This is a genomic window from Hymenobacter terrigena (genome assembly GCF_054776515.1).
This window is the reverse complement of the sequence record NZ_BAAHBU010000001.1, coordinates 311,445-327,396: the sequence shown is the minus strand read 5'-3', so window position 1 is coordinate 327,396 and position 15,952 is coordinate 311,445. Positions and strand designations below refer to the sequence as shown.

Annotated in this window: 16 protein-coding genes; 8 read left to right on the top strand and 8 right to left on the bottom strand. The window is 62.5% G+C overall.

Going from position 1 to position 15,952, the window contains the following annotated elements:
- Positions 1–35 precede the first annotated feature (35 nt).
- Complete coding sequence (locus ACYU7Q_RS01195) at positions 36–701, top strand: hypothetical protein (RefSeq protein WP_460607604.1); 666 nt, start codon at positions 36–38, stop codon at positions 699–701.
- Positions 702–804: 103 nt separating this feature from the next.
- On the opposite strand, the gene ACYU7Q_RS01190 is transcribed toward ACYU7Q_RS01195, so the two are convergent.
- The gene (locus ACYU7Q_RS01190; RefSeq protein ID WP_460607603.1) at positions 805–1,923 is read right to left on the bottom strand and encodes an endonuclease/exonuclease/phosphatase family protein; all 1,119 of its coding nucleotides are present in this window, start codon (positions 1,921–1,923) and stop codon (positions 805–807) included.
- Positions 1,924–2,097: 174 nt separating this feature from the next.
- Complete coding sequence (gene purE, locus ACYU7Q_RS01185; RefSeq protein WP_460607602.1) at positions 2,098–2,667, bottom strand: 5-(carboxyamino)imidazole ribonucleotide mutase; 570 nt, start codon at positions 2,665–2,667, stop codon at positions 2,098–2,100.
- 126 nt (positions 2,668–2,793) lie between these two features.
- On the opposite strand from purE, the gene ACYU7Q_RS01180 reads away from it, so the two are divergent.
- From ACYU7Q_RS01180 to ACYU7Q_RS01160, 5 genes are all read left to right on the top strand, one after another.
- Positions 2,794–3,417 carry a MarC family protein gene (locus ACYU7Q_RS01180; RefSeq protein ID WP_460607601.1) on the top strand — a complete coding sequence of 208 codons (624 nt, stop codon included), beginning with the start codon at positions 2,794–2,796 and terminating at the stop codon, positions 3,415–3,417.
- Between the two features lie 68 nt (positions 3,418–3,485).
- Positions 3,486–3,920 carry a MarR family winged helix-turn-helix transcriptional regulator gene (locus ACYU7Q_RS01175; RefSeq protein WP_460607600.1) on the top strand — a complete coding sequence of 145 codons (435 nt, stop codon included), beginning with the start codon at positions 3,486–3,488 and terminating at the stop codon, positions 3,918–3,920.
- A gap of 150 nt (positions 3,921–4,070) precedes the next feature.
- A complete protein-coding gene (locus ACYU7Q_RS01170) occupies positions 4,071–6,515 on the top strand; it encodes an outer membrane beta-barrel protein (RefSeq protein ID WP_460607599.1) in 2,445 nt (814 codons plus the stop codon).
- A gap of 118 nt (positions 6,516–6,633) precedes the next feature.
- A complete protein-coding gene (gene hemE / locus ACYU7Q_RS01165) occupies positions 6,634–7,659 on the top strand; it encodes a uroporphyrinogen decarboxylase (RefSeq protein WP_460607598.1) in 1,026 nt (341 codons plus the stop codon).
- A 122-nt stretch (positions 7,660–7,781) separates the two neighbouring features.
- Complete coding sequence (locus tag ACYU7Q_RS01160) at positions 7,782–7,991, top strand: zinc ribbon domain-containing protein YjdM (RefSeq protein WP_198068951.1); 210 nt, start codon at positions 7,782–7,784, stop codon at positions 7,989–7,991.
- A 79-nt stretch (positions 7,992–8,070) separates the two neighbouring features.
- Here ACYU7Q_RS01160 and ACYU7Q_RS01155 read toward each other — a convergent pair whose 3' ends face one another.
- From ACYU7Q_RS01155 to ACYU7Q_RS01135, 5 genes are all read right to left on the bottom strand, one after another.
- On the bottom strand, positions 8,071–9,066 hold the full coding sequence (locus tag ACYU7Q_RS01155; protein WP_460607597.1) for a bifunctional heptose 7-phosphate kinase/heptose 1-phosphate adenyltransferase: 996 nt from the start codon (positions 9,064–9,066) through the stop codon (positions 8,071–8,073).
- Between the two features lie 134 nt (positions 9,067–9,200).
- Entirely contained in the window at positions 9,201–10,424 is a 1,224-nt protein-coding gene (locus tag ACYU7Q_RS01150) for a pyridoxal phosphate-dependent aminotransferase (RefSeq protein WP_460607596.1), read from the bottom strand.
- A gap of 127 nt (positions 10,425–10,551) precedes the next feature.
- The gene (locus tag ACYU7Q_RS01145) at positions 10,552–12,564 is read right to left on the bottom strand and encodes a glycosyltransferase (protein ID WP_460607595.1); all 2,013 of its coding nucleotides are present in this window, start codon (positions 12,562–12,564) and stop codon (positions 10,552–10,554) included.
- 202 nt (positions 12,565–12,766) lie between these two features.
- Positions 12,767–13,381, bottom strand: coding sequence for a recombination mediator RecR (gene recR, locus ACYU7Q_RS01140; RefSeq protein ID WP_460607594.1), 615 nt, complete (start codon positions 13,379–13,381; stop codon positions 12,767–12,769).
- A gap of 21 nt (positions 13,382–13,402) precedes the next feature.
- Positions 13,403–13,684, bottom strand: a complete 282-nt coding sequence (locus ACYU7Q_RS01135) for an ATP-dependent Clp protease adaptor ClpS (protein WP_460607593.1) — start codon at positions 13,682–13,684, stop codon at positions 13,403–13,405.
- A 175-nt stretch (positions 13,685–13,859) separates the two neighbouring features.
- Between ACYU7Q_RS01135 and ACYU7Q_RS01130 the strand changes: the two genes are divergently transcribed.
- Together ACYU7Q_RS01130 and ACYU7Q_RS01125 are read left to right on the top strand one after the other, a co-directional pair.
- Positions 13,860–14,417, top strand: coding sequence for a hypothetical protein (locus ACYU7Q_RS01130; protein WP_460607592.1), 558 nt, complete (start codon positions 13,860–13,862; stop codon positions 14,415–14,417).
- Between the two features lie 30 nt (positions 14,418–14,447).
- Positions 14,448–15,161 (top strand): hypothetical protein, encoded by a 714-nt coding sequence (locus ACYU7Q_RS01125; protein ID WP_460607591.1) that lies wholly within the window; start codon positions 14,448–14,450, stop codon positions 15,159–15,161.
- Between the two features lie 130 nt (positions 15,162–15,291).
- On the opposite strand, the gene ACYU7Q_RS01120 is transcribed toward ACYU7Q_RS01125, so the two are convergent.
- Positions 15,292–15,927, bottom strand: a complete 636-nt coding sequence (locus tag ACYU7Q_RS01120; RefSeq protein ID WP_460607590.1) for a YceI family protein — start codon at positions 15,925–15,927, stop codon at positions 15,292–15,294.
- Between the last annotated feature and the right edge of the window lie 25 nt (positions 15,928–15,952).

Below are 15,952 nucleotides of genomic sequence, written 5' to 3'. Positions count from 1 at the left end.
GCCCCCTTTTGTTTCGATTTACTGCTTCCCTTTTTATGAACGTTTCTTCCCTCCTGTTTCCCGCCCGTGCCCTGGCATTGGGCTCTTTGCTGATTGCCGCCGCCTCGTGCAGCGTGAGCGAGCAAGTAAAAGACAAGCCCACCGGCAAAAATGCCTCAACCGAGGCGCTTGAAAACGAAGCGTACAGCCTGATGCAGTACCGCCTCAATTTCATAGACGAAGCCAAGCTCGGCGGTCAGGACATTCTGTTCGTGCGCCAGGCTTCCGACATTGCCGCGCCCCAGCAAGCCCAGCTCCAGACCGCGTTGCAGAAAGGCAACCTGCCCCTGCACCTCAAAATGCGCGTGTACGCCCGCAACCCCAGCGCCACCACCAGCATCCAGCTCAAGCAGCTTGACTATAAACTATTGCTCGACGGCAAGGAGCTGACCACCGGCACCACCGGCGCCGGCACCACGCTGGAATCCAGCGCCATCGAAACCCTGCCCGTCACGGTTGACCTCAACGTGAAACCGGCCCAACTAGCCGGCAGCACCCCGGCCGCCTTCGCCGCCGGCCTCACCGATTTCACCGCCGCCAACCGCCGCCTCACCATGCAGATTCGGCCCATGTACGTGGGCGCCAACGGCCGCCAGGTGCCACCCACCGACTTTGAAACCGTGGAGCTGGTGACGAAGAAAAAAGTAGCGGCAGCGAAGTAGCAAGGCTCTTTCCCAAGGCGGCTACGCAAAAAGACCGTCATGCTTCGACTACGCTCGGCATGACGGTCTTTTTTATTTATTGCCGGCTACTCTTCCTACCGAGTTACTCATTGCCAGCGACCACGTCCTCCACTCCTTCTTCAATCTTTTCCTCGGCCTCTTGATGGTCGTCGGAATCGGCGGCTTCGAGCTCGTTTTCCTGCTCCCGCCAGCCCTGGGGCTCGTAGCTGAGGCGGATGTAGATGGGGTAATGGTCGGAGCCGATGTGGGTAAGGCGGCGCAGGTCCTGCAAGCGGAAGTGGGCCGAATGAAATACGTGGTCGAGGGGCCAGCGCAGCAGCTTGTAATCGGCGTGGAAGGTGGGCAGCAGGCCGCGCCCGATGCGCGGGTCGAGCAGCCGCGACAGCCGCCGGAACAGCTCCGAAGTATGCGACCAGGCCACGTCGTTGAGGTCGCCGGCCACGATGGTGGGCCCGTCGTGGTGCTGAATGACTTTGCCCACCACCAGCAGCTCGGCATCGCGGCGGGCACTGGTTTTCGATTCCTGCGGAGCCGGCGGCTTGGGGTGCAGAAAGTGCAGGTTGACGGTGAGGCCGCTGGGCAGCCGCACGCAGCCGTGAAACGACGGAATATCGGGGTCGAGGATGTAGTGAATCTGCGGTTCCACCAGTGGCAGGCGCGAGAACACCAGCATGCCGTAGGTATTGGGCAGCGGGGCGTGGCAGGTGTAGGGGTAGTCTTTTTCGATGCGCTGAAGCTGGCTCAGCCACCAGTCGTCGGTTTCCACAGCCAGCACCACATCGGGCCGCAGGTGCTTGATGTGGCCCAGCAGGCGCGAGGCATCGCGGTTATACATCAGCACGTTGGCCACAATGATGCTCAGGTGGTAGGCATCGTCGTCGGCCGGGCGGCTGGCATCGGATACCTGCTTGCGGTGCAGCGGCGTGTAGGGCCAGATGCGGCTGAACTGGTACACCACGGCCACGGCCAGGCTCACCACAAACAAGCTGTGGCCGAAGCTACGCGGCGTGGGCAGTGCCAGCGCCGCCCCCAGGCTCAGCAGCAGCGCGGCCACAATTTGCAGGCGCGGAAAGTCGCAGATGCGAATCCACCAGGCGGTTTGGCGGAACACGGGCAGCAGCGTCACGAGCAGGCCCGCGCCCCCGATTATCCCTACCGCCCAGTGGCCGGTGGTCAGCATTGCAGAAAGAAAAGTGGGCATTAAAAGGGAAGCGGGTGGGAATGAAAAAAGGGCAATTGAACCCAAAAGAACTTCATGCTGAGCGCAGCGAAGCATCTTGCCCGCCACCACTAATGCTATCGATTGGATTGCATTGAGCGGTAAAGATGCTTCGCTACGCTCTGCATGACGGGTTATACAAGTTGCAACTCCTCCCTACACATCATCCTGAAACCCGCCCTTGCGCAGCTCCTCAATCGTGCGCATTACCCGGTCCTTTAGGGCGGTGCGGTATTTTTCCAGCGCATCGGCCAGCCGGGCGTTGCCGATGGCCAGCATCTGAATGGCCAGCACGGCAGCATTGGCGGCGCTATCGATGCCCACCGTGGCCACCGGCACCCCGGCCGGCATCTGAATCATGCTCAGCACCGAATCGAGCCCCTGAATAGACGTGGTGCTGTTAATAGGCACCCCAATCACCGGCAAAATGGTGAACGCGGCCACCATGCCCGGCAGGTGGGCGGCCCCGCCGCCGCCCGCAATCAGCACGCGCAGGCCGCGCTTGCGGGCGCTTTCGGCATACTCTACCATGCGGTGTGGCGTGCGGTGCGGCGACACGAGCGTGATTTCATAGGGCACCCCAAACTGGCGGCACACCTCGGCGGCGGCGGTCATAATTTTCAAATCCGACCGCGACCCCATGATAATGCCCACCAGGGGCGTTTCGGAGGTGAGGCGGTCGTCGGAGCCGCTCGGGGCGGCGGCAGTAGTAGCGTCAGGAATCATTCGGCGAAAAGAGCAAGAAGGGCGAAAACCGGGTGAAGCCGGCTCCGGGGGCCGCAAGGGCCGCCGTTGAGGCGGCAAAATAGGGCTTTTCTGTCCGGTCCGCCCCTTCTCCTACCTTTGTTGCCTATGGAAATTCTGCTCGCCACCTTCACCACCCTCTTTTCCATCGTCAATCCCTTCGGGGCGATGCCGGTTTTCCTCACCCTCACGGCCGACGACCGCGCCTCCGAGCGGGCCCGCACGGCCCTGCGCGCCTGCATCTACATGGTGGCCGTGCTTAGCGTCGCGTTTTTCGGCGGGCAGTACATTCTGAATTTCTTCGGCATCAACATCCAGCACCTGCGCATTGCGGGCGGCATTCTGCTCATCCGCTCGGCGTTCGATTTGCTCACGCCCGGCGGCAACCGCGACCGGGTGGGCCCCGAAGCCCTCGAAGAAAGCAAGCAGAAAGACGACATCAGCTTCACGCCATTGGCCATGCCCATGCTCTCCGGTCCGGGCTCGATGGCCATCTGCATCGGCCTCATCCGGCCTACCTACGTGGACAAGGCCATGACCGTGGCCGGCTTCGTGTTGGTGGCGCTGGCCGCTTTTATCGTCCTGATTTTTTCGCTGCGCCTGACGCGGGTGCTGGGCAAGCCCGGCATGGCAGCCATGTCGCGCGTCATGGGCTTCATCACGCTCGCCATTGGCGTCAATTTCCTGGCCTCGGCCATCGGCGTGCTGTTCCCGGGGCTGGCCGTTAAGTAGTGGCCTGATTGAGCCGGGCAATTGCGGACGGCCAGCGTGTGCCGGCCAACACTACTTTTGCCCCGCCCATGCTCAACTCCGTCATCTTCTATTCGCTCGATAAGGCTATTCGCAGCTACCGGCGGCTGGCCCAGACCAACCTCGACCGGGCCGGGCTGGACATCACCATCGACCAGTGGCTGGTGCTGCAAGTGCTGCTGGAGCACGATGACCTGACCCAGCAGGAAATTGCGGAACGAGTGTTCAAAGACCAGGCTTCGGTGGCGCGCATGCTGAGCCTGCTTCTAAAGCGAGGCCTGCTCTCGGCCGTGCCCCTGCCCCACGACGGCCGCCGCACCCGGCTGCGGGTGACGGCAGAAGGCCACCGCATGCTCGCCGCTGTGCAGCCCATTGTGCTAAGCAACCGGGCGCTGGCGCTGGCCGGCATTTCGGCCGCCGACCTGGCCCTGCTGCAACAGGTGCTGGAGCGGATTGCGCGCAACTGCGCGCCGGCCGCCGAATAACACACTTCTCCGGGAGGCCCAATTGCCCGCTGGCAAAATGGCAAACGCAACACCGTGCAACCTTTATGATATATCATAATCTTTTGCCTGTTTCACCCTCGAACTGCTTTCCCTGACCGTCATCTTTTTCCCTGCAATTTCCTTTTCATCATGAAACGTCACTTCTCTCCGCCCGCCATTGCCAGCCTGTTGCTGTTGACGATTGGGCTGCTGAACGGGCAGTCAGCCGGGGCCCAAACGGGCACCGCTGTGCGCGGCAAGGTGCAAAGCGCCGGCAGCAATCCCATTGAATTTGCCACCGTTACCCTGCACCGGGCCGCCGACTCAACGGTGGTCAAAACCGAGTTCAGCGATAATCAGGGAGTGTTTTTGTTTGAGCGGGCCGCGGCGGGGCGCTACCTGGTTTCGGCGGCGCAGGTGGGCTTTGGGCGGCAATGGACCAAGCCCTTTGAAGTGGCAGACCAGGCCGTAGAACTGCCCGCCATGCAGCTCGCAACCAGCGCCGCCACCCAATTGAAAGAAGTGAAAGTGGTGGGCCAGAAACCGCTGTACGAGCACGAAGCCGACCGCACCATTGTGAACGTGGAAGGTTCGACGCTGGCGGCCGGCAACACGTCGCTGGACGTGCTGCGCCGCTCGCCGGGCGTGACCGTGGATGGCAGCGACAACCTGGCCCTGCGCGGCCGGCAAGGCGTGCTGGTGCTCATCGACGGCAAGCGTCAGCCAATGACGGGCACCGAGCTGGCCGACTACCTGCGGGCGCTGCCGGCCGAACAACTGAAAAGCATCGAGCTGATAACCAACCCACCCGCCAAATACGACGCGCAGGGCGGCGCCGGCATCATCGCCATCAACCTGAAAAAAGACCAGCGCCTGGGCACCAACGGCACTCTGAACCTGACGTACGGCCGCAGCCAGTACAACAAGTACACGGGCGGCCTGAGCCTGAACCACCGCCAGAAGAACCTCAACCTGTTTGGTTCCTACAACTATGCCGACCGCTCGGGGCTGGCCCAGCTCACCATTCACCGCGACTTTTATGGCCGGCTGGTGGGCGCCGACCGGCCCCTGACCGGCACCACTGACCAGGACAACCGCCTGCCCAACCGGCAACGCTCGCAGAGCTGGCGCGGCGGCCTCGACTACAACCTGTCGGAGCGTACGACGGTGGGCGTGGTCGTGAGCGGCCTCGACAACCACAACTCGGCCGACGGCACCAATTTTTCGGTGCTGCACGACCTGGTGCGCGGCACCACGCAGAGCTATAACTCCCTCAATACGAGCACGGGGCTTTCGGGCAACGTGGCCGGCAACCTTAACTTCCGGCATACCTACACCAATGCGTTTGGCGCGCAGGAGCTCACGGCCGACGTGGATTATGCCCGCTATCATTCCAGCCGCGACCAGCTGCTCACCACTTATCTGGTGAATGAACCCGACCAGGCCAGCAGCAGCGACCAGCAGGGCCACTTGGCCATTCAGTCGGCGAAGGTGGACTACACGCACCCGCTCAGCAAGGAGCTGCGGCTGGAGCTAGGGGCCAAGTCCAGCCTTGTGACGGCCGATAACGACCTGAAGTTTTTCACGAACAACTTGCTGGACCTGAACCGCTCGAACCGCTTTCGCTACGATGAGAACATCAACGCGGGGTATGCGAACCTGAGCTATAGCAAACCGCAACTAACGCTGCAGGCCGGCCTGCGCGGCGAGCACACCCACGCCGTGGGCCGGCAGGACCGCGAAGTGGAATTTCAGGATTTCACCCGCAATTACTTTCAGCTGTTTCCGAGCGCGGCTATCAAGCGCCAGTTCAGCGAGAACCACGAGCTGGCCTTGTCGCTGAGCCGGCGCATCGACCGGCCCAGCTACGGGCAGCTGAACCCCTTCCGCCAAATCATCGACCGGACCACCTTCGGCAGCGGCAACCCTACGCTGCTGCCCCAAACCAGCTACAACTTCGAGCTCACGCACACCTTCCGGCAGAAGTACAGCGCGGGCCTGAGCTACAGCCGCACGACCAACCCGCTCATCGGCGTGGTGCAGCCCGAAACCGACAGCACGGTGCTCTCCACCACGCGTAACCTCTCCCAGCAACATTATTACGCCCTCACGCTAACGGCACCGGTGGATATAACCAAGTGGTGGAAAGTATACAACAACGCGGTGCTGTACTACAACCGCTTCACCGGCGAGCTGGCCGGCACCAACCTCAACCGCGGCGGCGTGAGCGTGGAGCTGACATCCAACCACACCTTCACCTTCGGCAAAGGCTGGACCGCCGAGCTGAACGGCAGCTACGAGTCGCAGCAAGTGTATGGCTTCCTGGTGCAGCGCCCCAATGGGGAAGTAAGTGCCGGGCTGCAAAAAAGCCTGTGGGACCGCAAGGGCAGCCTGAAAATGACCATGGCAGACATGCTCTACACGCGGCCGGTGCACGTCACCTCGACTTACGATAACTACGTGGAGCGTTTTTACCAGCGGCGCGATACCCGCTTCGTGACACTGGCGTTCAGCTACCGTTTTGGCAACGATAAGCTGGCCCCCACGCGCCGCCGCAGCGGCGGGGCCGAGGACGAAAAACGCCGCGCCGGCTAAGCCGGCAGCTTGCCCATGCTGAGCAAACACCGTTCGGCAGAGCTGCTTTTGACAGGGGTACACTTTTCGGCACGGCGAAAAAAGCACCGGGCCGCCGGGTGTACCTTTGCGCTTCCTTATGCTGAAAAACGACCTTTTCCTGCGTGCCGCCCGGGGCGAAGCCACCGAGCGCACTCCCGTCTGGCTCATGCGCCAGGCCGGCCGCATCCTGCCCGAATACCGCGCCCTGCGCGCTCGCCTCTCCGGCTTTAAAGAACTGGTGGAAACTCCCGCGCTGGCCGCTGAAGTCACCATCCAGCCCATCGACGCGCTCGATGTGGATGCCGCCATCATCTTCTCCGACATCCTTGTGGTGCCCGACGCCATGGGCCTGCCCTACGAAATGGTGGAAGCCCGCGGCCCCCTCTTCCCCACCACCATCAAGTCGGCGGCGGACATCGACAAGCTCCGCATCCCCGACCCCGAAGAAGGCCTCGGCTACGTGCTCGAAGCCCTGCGCATCACCAAAAAAGCCCTCAACGGCCGCGTGCCGCTCATCGGTTTCGCCGGCGCGCCCTTCACCATCCTGGCCTACATGATTGAAGGCCACGGCTCCAAAACCTTCAGCAAAGCTCGCGGCTTCCTGTACAAAGAGCCCGCCCTGGCGCACCGCCTGCTGGCTAAAATCACCGCCACCACCATCGTCTACCTGCAAGCTCAGGTAGCTGCCGGCGCGCAGGTGTTGCAAGTATTCGATTCGTGGGCCGGCATCCTGCCGCCCGCGCACTACACCGAGTTTTCGGCCCGCTACATCGCCGAAATCTGCGAGGCCCTGGCTCCGCTTGTGCCCGTCACCGTGTTTGCCAAAGGTGCCTGGTGGGCCGTGCCCGAGTTTGCCGCCATGCCCTGCCGCACCATAGGCCTCGACTGGAACCAGACGCCCAGCCAGGTCCGTACCGAATCCGGCGACAAAACCCTGCAAGGCAATCTCGACCCCTGCGCCCTCTACGGCACTCCCGAGCAGGTGCGCGCCGCCACCGAAGCCATGCTACGCCAGTTCGCCGGCGGCCCCCACATCGCCAACCTCGGCCACGGTGTATATCCGGATACTAACCCCGACAACGTGCGCGTCTTCGTAGAAACGGTGAAAGCGTGGCGGGGTTAACTACGGCTGGATTATCTGTTTAGGTGCGGGGCTTGCCCCTGCCCGCCGTTAAATAAAATCGTTGAAACGGTGCAAATGACGGGCGGGGCAAGCCCCGCACCCTACCTCAAACAACTCGATTTATGGACGTCAAAGACAGCAACGGTACCCTGCTCGCCGAAGGCGACTCGGTCACCCTCATCAAAGACCTCAAAGTGAAGGGCTCCTCGCTCACGCTCAAGCGCGGCACGCTGGTCAAAAACATCCGCCTCACCAACAGCGCCGCCGAAATCGAAGGCCGCGCTGGCGGCAGCACGATGGTACTCAAAACCGAGTTCCTGAAGAAGGCTTAACCGTAGCCCGAACTCTGCGAGTCCAGGCCCTACACGGTCAGCTCCGGCTCTAACAATGCCGGGGCTCGCAGAGTCCAGGCTACAACCCCGCCTCTCTTGCTTCTTCCAGCAGCCGCTGCTTCTCCACGGGCACCACGCCCACCTGCTCGCATACCAGCCCGCCGCCTAGGTTGGCCAGCGCCGCTGTGAAGGCCGCCGGCTGGCCCAGCGCCACGCACAGCGCGGCGATGCTAATGACGGTATCGCCCGCGCCCGAAACGTCGGAAATCGTGCGCAGGTGGGCCGGCAGATAGGTTTTCTCGGTTTCCTGCTGAGCAAATACGCCGTATTCGGAGAGCGTCACCAGCACGACTTCGGGCGTCAGTACCTCGCGCAGCCGGGCCACGGCTGCCTCGAAACCGGCGCGGTCGGTATTGGGCTCGCCGAATTCGAGCTTCAGGCCCTCACGCAGCTCTTTCAGGTTGGGTTTGAAGAGAGTGCAGTGGCGGTAGGCCAGGAAATTCTTCTTCTTGGGGTCCACCACCGTGGAGATGCCGCGCTGCCGGGCGCGGGCGATGCACTCCGCAATAATGGCTTCACTGAGCACGCCCTTGTCGTAATCCTCGAAAATCACCACGTCGGCGCGGGCCAGCAGGTCGTCGTAAGCGGCCAGGAGCTGGTCGGCTTCTTCCTGGTTGAGGTCGGTTTCGATTTCCGAATCGATGCGCAGCAGCTGCTGGCCGTGGGCCAGAATGCGCTGCTTCACCGTAGTGGGCCGCGCTGCGCTGCGGATGAGGCCGTCGGCCGGCAGGTTGTGAGCGTGCAGCAACTCCAGCAGCTGGTCGCCACCGGCGTCATCCCCAATCACGGCGCAGAGCAGCGGCGTGGCGCCGAGGGCCTGCACGTTCAGGGCCACGTTGGCAGCCCCGCCGAGGCGGTTTTCGGTGCGGGCTACGTGCACCACCGGCACCGGCGCCTCGGGCGAGAGGCGCGTGGCGCGGCCCCACACGTAGGCATCCACCATCACGTCGCCGATGATGAGGACGCGCAGGTTGTTGAAGTCATTGAACAGCGTTTGCAGGGAGGAATCGGGCATCGAGCAGCAAAAAGAAAGCGCAAAGGTAAAGCCCGGTGCGTAGCGCACCCCGTAGCGTGGACGCTGCGAGCCTGCACCCAGAAGAGCTTACCCAACCATCAACTGCGCGGACTCGCAGCGTCCACGCTACGGAATTAACCCAGCTTCGCCAAGCTGACTTTGATGCGGCGGAAGGCTTCCACCAGCTTGTCATCGGCGGCAGCGGTGCTGAAGCGCATACAATCCGGCTCACCAAAGGCATCGCCCGACACGGCCGAGACGTGCGCGTCATTCAGCAGGTACAGCGCCAAGTCCATGGCGGAAGTGATGCTGCTGCCATCGGGCGCGGTGCGGCCGAAGTAGGCCGACACTTCCGGAAAAATGTAGAACGCGCCGCTGGGCGTGGGCGTGTTGAAGCCGGGAATGTCCTTCACGATGTCGAGCACCAAATCGCGGCGGCGGCGGTAGGCGGCCACCATCTCATCGGCGGAGGAGCGGCCGCCGCGCAGGGCGGCCAGGCCCGCCCGCTGAGCAATGGAGCAGGTGCCGGACGTAATCTGGCTCTGCATCTTCTCGCAGGCGGCGGCAATGTCAGGCCGGGCGGCCAGGTAGCCCAGGCGCCAGCCCGTCATGGCATAGCCTTTCGAAAAGCCATTCACGGTGATGACCCGGTCCTTTACTGCATCGAAATGGGCCAGGCTGGCATGCTCACCCACGAAGTTGATGTACTCGTAAATCTCGTCGGCCAGGGCGTAGACCTGCGGGTGGCGGGCCAGCACTTCGGCGATTTCGCCCAGCTCCTCGCGGCTGAAAACCGCGCCCGTGGGGTTGCAGGGCGAGGAATACATGATGAGCTTGGTGCGGGGCGTGATGGCGGCTTCGAGTTGAGCGGCCGTCACCTTGTACTCGTTTTCGAGGGTGCCCACCAGCGTTACGGGCACGCCTTCGGCCAGCTTCACCATCTCCTCGTAGCTCACCCAATAGGGCGCAAACACGATGACTTCCTCGCCCGGATTGACCAGACTGAGCACGGCGTTGGCCAGGGCCTGCTTGGCGCCGGTGCTCACCACAATCTGGTTGGGCTGGAAATCGAGGTGGTTGTCGCGCTTGAATTTGTCGCAAATGGCCTGCCGCAGCTCCGGAATGCCGGGCACGGGCGTGTAGAAGGTGTAGCCGTCGTCCAGCGCCTGCTTGGCGGCGTCCTTGATGTATTGCGGGGTCTGGAAATCGGGCTCGCCGAAGCTCAGGTTGATGATGTCGATGCCTTTGGCCATCAGCTCGCGGGCTTTTTTGACCATGGCGATGGTGGCCGATTCGTTCATCGCCAGCAGGCGGTGCGAGAGCGGCGAAACGATGGCGGAGGTGGCGGTATCGGACATGTTGGGCAACAGTATTTGGAAGCGTAAAGCTACGGAAGTGGCAGCGTAACGCTGTAGCGTGGACTCTGCGAGTCCGCGCATCGCACGGTTCGTTCAGGCGCGGACTCACAGAGTCCACGCTACGGTACTACTGCCCCAGGCGGCGCCAGCAGCGCCAGAGCACGCTCAGGTCGGTGCCGGGCTCGTAGTCTTTAGCGTAGAGCAATTCCAGGCGGCGGCGCGTCATCTCGTTGAGGGGTGCGGCAGAGTCGGCGGCATCGGCGGGCGAGAGCACGGCGGGCATGGCGCGGGCCGGGCCGTCGAGGTGGCGCAGGCCTACCCAGGTGCGGCGGCCCAGCAGTACGGCCCCGCAGTTGCGCAGGAAGCCCGCTCGTTGCGTTTGAAACCAAACCAACACCGGGCTCAAAGCCAGCAGGCCGGCGCTGGTCAGCAGGTCGAGCAGGCGCTTGGCGCGGGCCTGCTGAGGCTGGTAGAGGTTGAGGGCAATGTCGAGGGTGTAGTAGTCGCCGGGCGAGTCTTTGCTGCTGCTGCCGATAATGTACTGGCTGTCTTCGGGCAGGATTTTGTAGGCCACGGGCGGCTCGGCGGGCAGGTCCAGCATGAGCGCAATAATCTGGCTCGCGGGCAGGTCCTTGCCGCAAAAAATCAGCTCATTCAGCGCGTAGAGGCGGATGATGTCGTCCAGTTGACGCAGCTCGCCCAGCGGCTCCAGAAGCGACTGCGTGAGGGAGTGGCTGAGCGACTGGTCGCCGGCCGGTGCAGTGGCGGGCTGGGCCTCCTCCCCCACGCTCACGTAGCCAATCACGCGGGCCGACACCTGGGCGGCATCCAGCAGCTGGCGCACGCGGCGACTCTCAGGGCCTGAGCCCACGATGGCAATGTTTTTCTGCCGCCGCTCGCTCAGGTGCAGGTTTTTATACTTGATGAAGTGGGCCACCAGCTGCCGGCCCACCAGCGCCGCCACGGCCCAGGCCCCGCCCAAAATAATAAGCGCCTTGGAAAACCGCCAGGCATCGAGAAAATTCGAGGCGGCCGAAATCAGCAGCGTGCCGATAAAGATGCCGCGCACCACCCGCGAGGTGCGCACCGGCTGGTCGTAGCCCCCGCTGAGGTAGGCCGAGGTGAGCCAGACCGCGATATACGCCGGCACGGCCGCCGCCATGTACTGCGGCGGGTAGGCCCCCGGCACAAACTTGTGGTTGTGCTCCCAGTAGGTTTTCAGAAAGTACATGCCGCCCCAAATCAGGCCGGCATCGAGCAGCAGCGGGGCGGCGCGCACGGCCAGGCGCTCGGCCACGGCAGCCCCGGCCCGCAGCCAGATAGCGGCGTTTATGAGCAGCGAAAACAGGCCCGCCCGGCCCGGCGCGAAGTGCTTCTGGGCAAAAATCACCATCGCCCGGTAAAACACAAACACGTAGTTCACGCTGGTACGCTTTGTGCTTTCGCCCTTGTAGTGGATGATGCGGGTGCCGGGGAAATAATAGTTTTTCCAGCCGCCCTGGGTGAGGCGGTACGAGAGGTCGATGTCCTCGCCGTACATGAAATAGTCTTCGTCGAGCAGGCCCACCTGGTCGAGTGCGGCCTTGCGCAATAGCATGAAAGCCCCGCTCAGCACCTCAATCTCATGGGTTTCTTCCTTGTCGAGAAAACCCAGGTGATAGCGCCCGAACGTGCGCGACTTCGGAAACACGCCCGCCAGCCCGAACATCTTATAAAACGCCACGGCCGGCGTGGGCAGGGCGCGCTTGCTTTCGGGCAGGAACTGGCCCTGGCCGTCGAGCATTTTGATGCCCAGGCCGCCGCAATCGGGGTGCGCGTCCATGAAATCGCAGCAGGCCCGGAAGGTATCTTCCTCCACTACGGTGTCGGGGTTAAGCAGCAGCTGGTACTGGCCGGTGGCGCGGCGCAGGGCTTGGTTGTTGCCTTTCGAGAAACCGGGATTGTCGCGGTTGGCAATCAGAATAACCTCCGGAAACCGCGCTCGCACCATGGCCACCGAGCCGTCGGCCGAGTTGTTGTCGACCACGAACACCTCCACCGGCTGGCCCAGCTTCTCCACGGCCCGCCGCACCGAGAGCAGCGCCTGCTCCAGGAAATAGCAGACGTTATAATTGACAATGACGACGGAGAGCTTGACCACAGAAGGCGAAATTACGGGCAGAACTGTCATTGCGAGCGCCGCACGGCAATCCGTCCTGTTCTCAGCAACCAACTTGAAGCTGTGACAGGCTTTTTTATTTCAACAGTAAAGCCCCGACTCTAAGTAGAGCCGGGGCTTTCTGGTATAAAAGCGTTTCTGACACTGACAGGACGGATTGCCGCGCGGCGCTCGCAATGACAGGCTAACGGGCCTGCCGCAGGCGGTCCACAATGCTGCGGCCGAGGGTGATTTCGTCGGCGTATTCCAGCTCGCCACCCATGGGGATGCCCCGGGCAATGGTGCTGATGTGCACGTTGGGCAAATCGCGCAGGCGGCGCGAGAGGTAGAAGGCCGTGGTGTCGCCCTCCATCGTGGGCGAGATGGCGAGGATGACCTCGCGCACCTCCGAGTCTTCGCCCGAAGCCCGCTCCACCAGGGAATCGATGTGCAAGTCGGAAGGGCCCACGCCCTCAATGGGCGAAATCACGCCGCCCAGCACGTGGTACACGCCCTTGTACTGGCCGGTGTTTTCGATGGCAATGACGTCGCGCACGTCCGACACCACGCAGACCAGGCTGTGGTCGCGCAGCGTGTTGGCGCAGATGCCGCATTCCTCGGCGTCGGAAATGCTGTGGCAGGTTTTGCAATAGGTAATTTCGAAGCGCATCTTGGCCAGGGCCTCGGCCAGGGTGGCCGTGGTATCCATTTCGGCCTTCAGCAGGTGCAGGGCCAGGCGCAGGGCCGTTTTGCGGCCGATGCCGGGCAGGCGCGAAAGCTCGCCGACGGCGTTTTCAATCAGTTTTGAGGGAAACTCCATTCAGGTAAATGGGATGGATGGCTAAACGACGTCGGCCGAGATGCCGCGGTCGTGAATGGCGGTGCAAAGGGGCTCCAGCTCCTCGTAGGTGCCGATTTTGACGGCGCACTTGCCCTTGTAGTGGATAAGCAGGGTGCACTGCTCGGCCTGCTCGGGCTGGTGGCCGCACACGTCCATCAGGGTCTTGATGACGTGGTCGAAAGTGTTGACGTCGTCGTTGTACACCACCAGGTTGCGTAGCTCCACCGCTTCTTCGAGCAGCAGGACGTCTTCATCGTAATCAATTTGCGGACGGGTATTCATGGGGCAAATTTACGCAGGAAAGGCCGCGTGAGGTAGCTAGTAATAACCCCAAAGCCGGGGGTTTCGTTTCGTGCAATCCGGCAGATTTGGCCGGCGTGCTGCCGGTTTAGGCCGTAGTTTTCGGTTTCGGCGCGTCAGATTTCGCCGGCCCGTCCATTTTCCGCTCCCGCCTGCCATGCCCGTTCCCTCCGCCGAATTCAAAAAAGCCCTCAAGCGCCTCACCGAGCCCGAAAAAGAAGCCCTATTGCTGCGCGCCGTGCGCCGCGACGCCGAGCTTTACGAAACCTTCCGCTTCGAGCTGCTGGCCGACGTGACCCTGGGCCAGATTCAGGAAGAAACCGCCGACCGCATCCACGAATTATTTGCCGTGGCCGTCACCGGCCGCCTCCTCAACCGCAGCCTCGTGAAAGCCGTGCGCGCCGGCGTGCAGGAGGCCGCCCGCGCCCGCCGCATCACCAAAAACAAGCAGCTCGAAATCGACCTGCTGCTCTACATCCTGCGCCAGTGCATCGATAACTATTCGGGCCAGTTCGACAGCGTGTGGGACGGTTTTTACAACACCACCGCCCGCCTGGCCGCCCGCCTGCCGGCCCTCATCCTTAAAAGCCTGCACGAAGACCTCTGGGTCGAGTACCAATCGGAGCTGGACGACGTGTTGCGCGAGCTGCACAGCCGCAAAAAAAGCCACAACCTGAAGTTTGAGCTGCCCCGAAAGTTTGAAATTCCAGCATAGCTTTGTGGTTCATTTGTCTTCCTTTTCTTTATGAACCAACGTTTAAACACGTTTTGTGCAATGGGCCTGCTGGCCCTTGCCACCAGCTGCGCCGGCTCGTATGCCCCCATCCGGCCCAAACGCTTCGCCGCCTACGTCTCCTCGCCTTCCTCCGGCCCGGTTTCCTTTGCCTACCAGTTTGACGCCCTGCGCCTGGGCGGCCCAAACAAAAAATACGTGAAGAAGGAGATGAAAAAGGGCTACCACGTCGTGGCTGTGCGCGTCACCAACAACTGGGACCGCGAAGTCAACTTCTCCCGCGACCTGACGCTGCTCTACGGCGACCGGCCCATTGCGCCCGTGCCCTCTGCCATCGCCGCGCGCGACCTGCGCCAGGGCGTGGCCATCTACCTGCTCTACCTGCTCGGCAACGTGCAGGTGGGCGGCACCGTCGACCCGCGCACCGGTGCCACCACCGGCGGCACCTTCCTGCCCACGGGCATTCTCATGGCGGCCGGCAACATGGTTGGCGCCGGCGTGGCCAACGGCAACCTGCGCAAAGAATTCGAAGCCTACGACCTCACCAACCGCACCCTGAAGCCCGGCGAAACCGCCTACGGCATCATGAGCCTGCGCGAAACGGCCGTAGCTCCGCTGCGCGTCGAGTTCCGCGCCAGCACTCCGCCCACCGCCCCGGCCGCCGCCGTGCCAGCTTCGGACGTAGCGCCCACCGCCACCCCGGCGCCGGCCACCGCGCCGCGCTAGCCCCAACTTTGCACAACAAAAAAGGCCCTGCTACACTAGCAGGGCCTTTTTTGTTGAAGTACTTACTACCGAGCGAAACAACCGCGGCTGCAATCGCAGTACCGACGGACAGTTCCGGCCGGAGCCGTACTTAGGCTTTCTTGGCGATTACGTTGAAAGTCAGGTCGAACGTGTCGTAGATGGCTTTGTCGCCGATGCTTTCGAAGAACGACTTCGAGCCATATTTCAGGCCGAACTTGGTGCGGTCAATGGTCACCTTGCCGCTGGCGGCGGCCACGCCGTCTTTCACGCCGGCTTTGGCGGGGAAGCTGATGCGCTGCGTCACGCCCTTGATGGTCAGGTCGCCGGCAATGGTCACGTTATCAGCATTGGCAGCGGCGCCTTTGATGGGCGTTACGCTGGCGATTTTGAAGGTCGAAGTAGGGTACGTAGCCACGCCGAAGAAGTCGTCGCTGCTCATGTGGCCCACAAATTTGCCGTGGCTTTCGGCATCCTTGATGTCGGTGGCTTTCATCGACTTCATGTCCACGGTCACGGTGCCGCCCACAATGTTGTTGCCTTTCACGAGCAGTTCGCCATCGGAGAACTGCATGGTGCCCACGTGGCCGTGGGTTACGGCTTTGCCTTCCCAGCCCAGGGTGCTCAGCTGCGGCTGCAGCTTGTAAGCGGGGGCCGGAGCTACTGCAGCTACTTTAGGAGCCGAAGCAGCGGAAGTTGCGCCGATGGTGGCAACGGCAAACAGGGCGGGCAAAAGGAATTTTTTCATCTTAAACAAGGATTTGAAAAAAGGT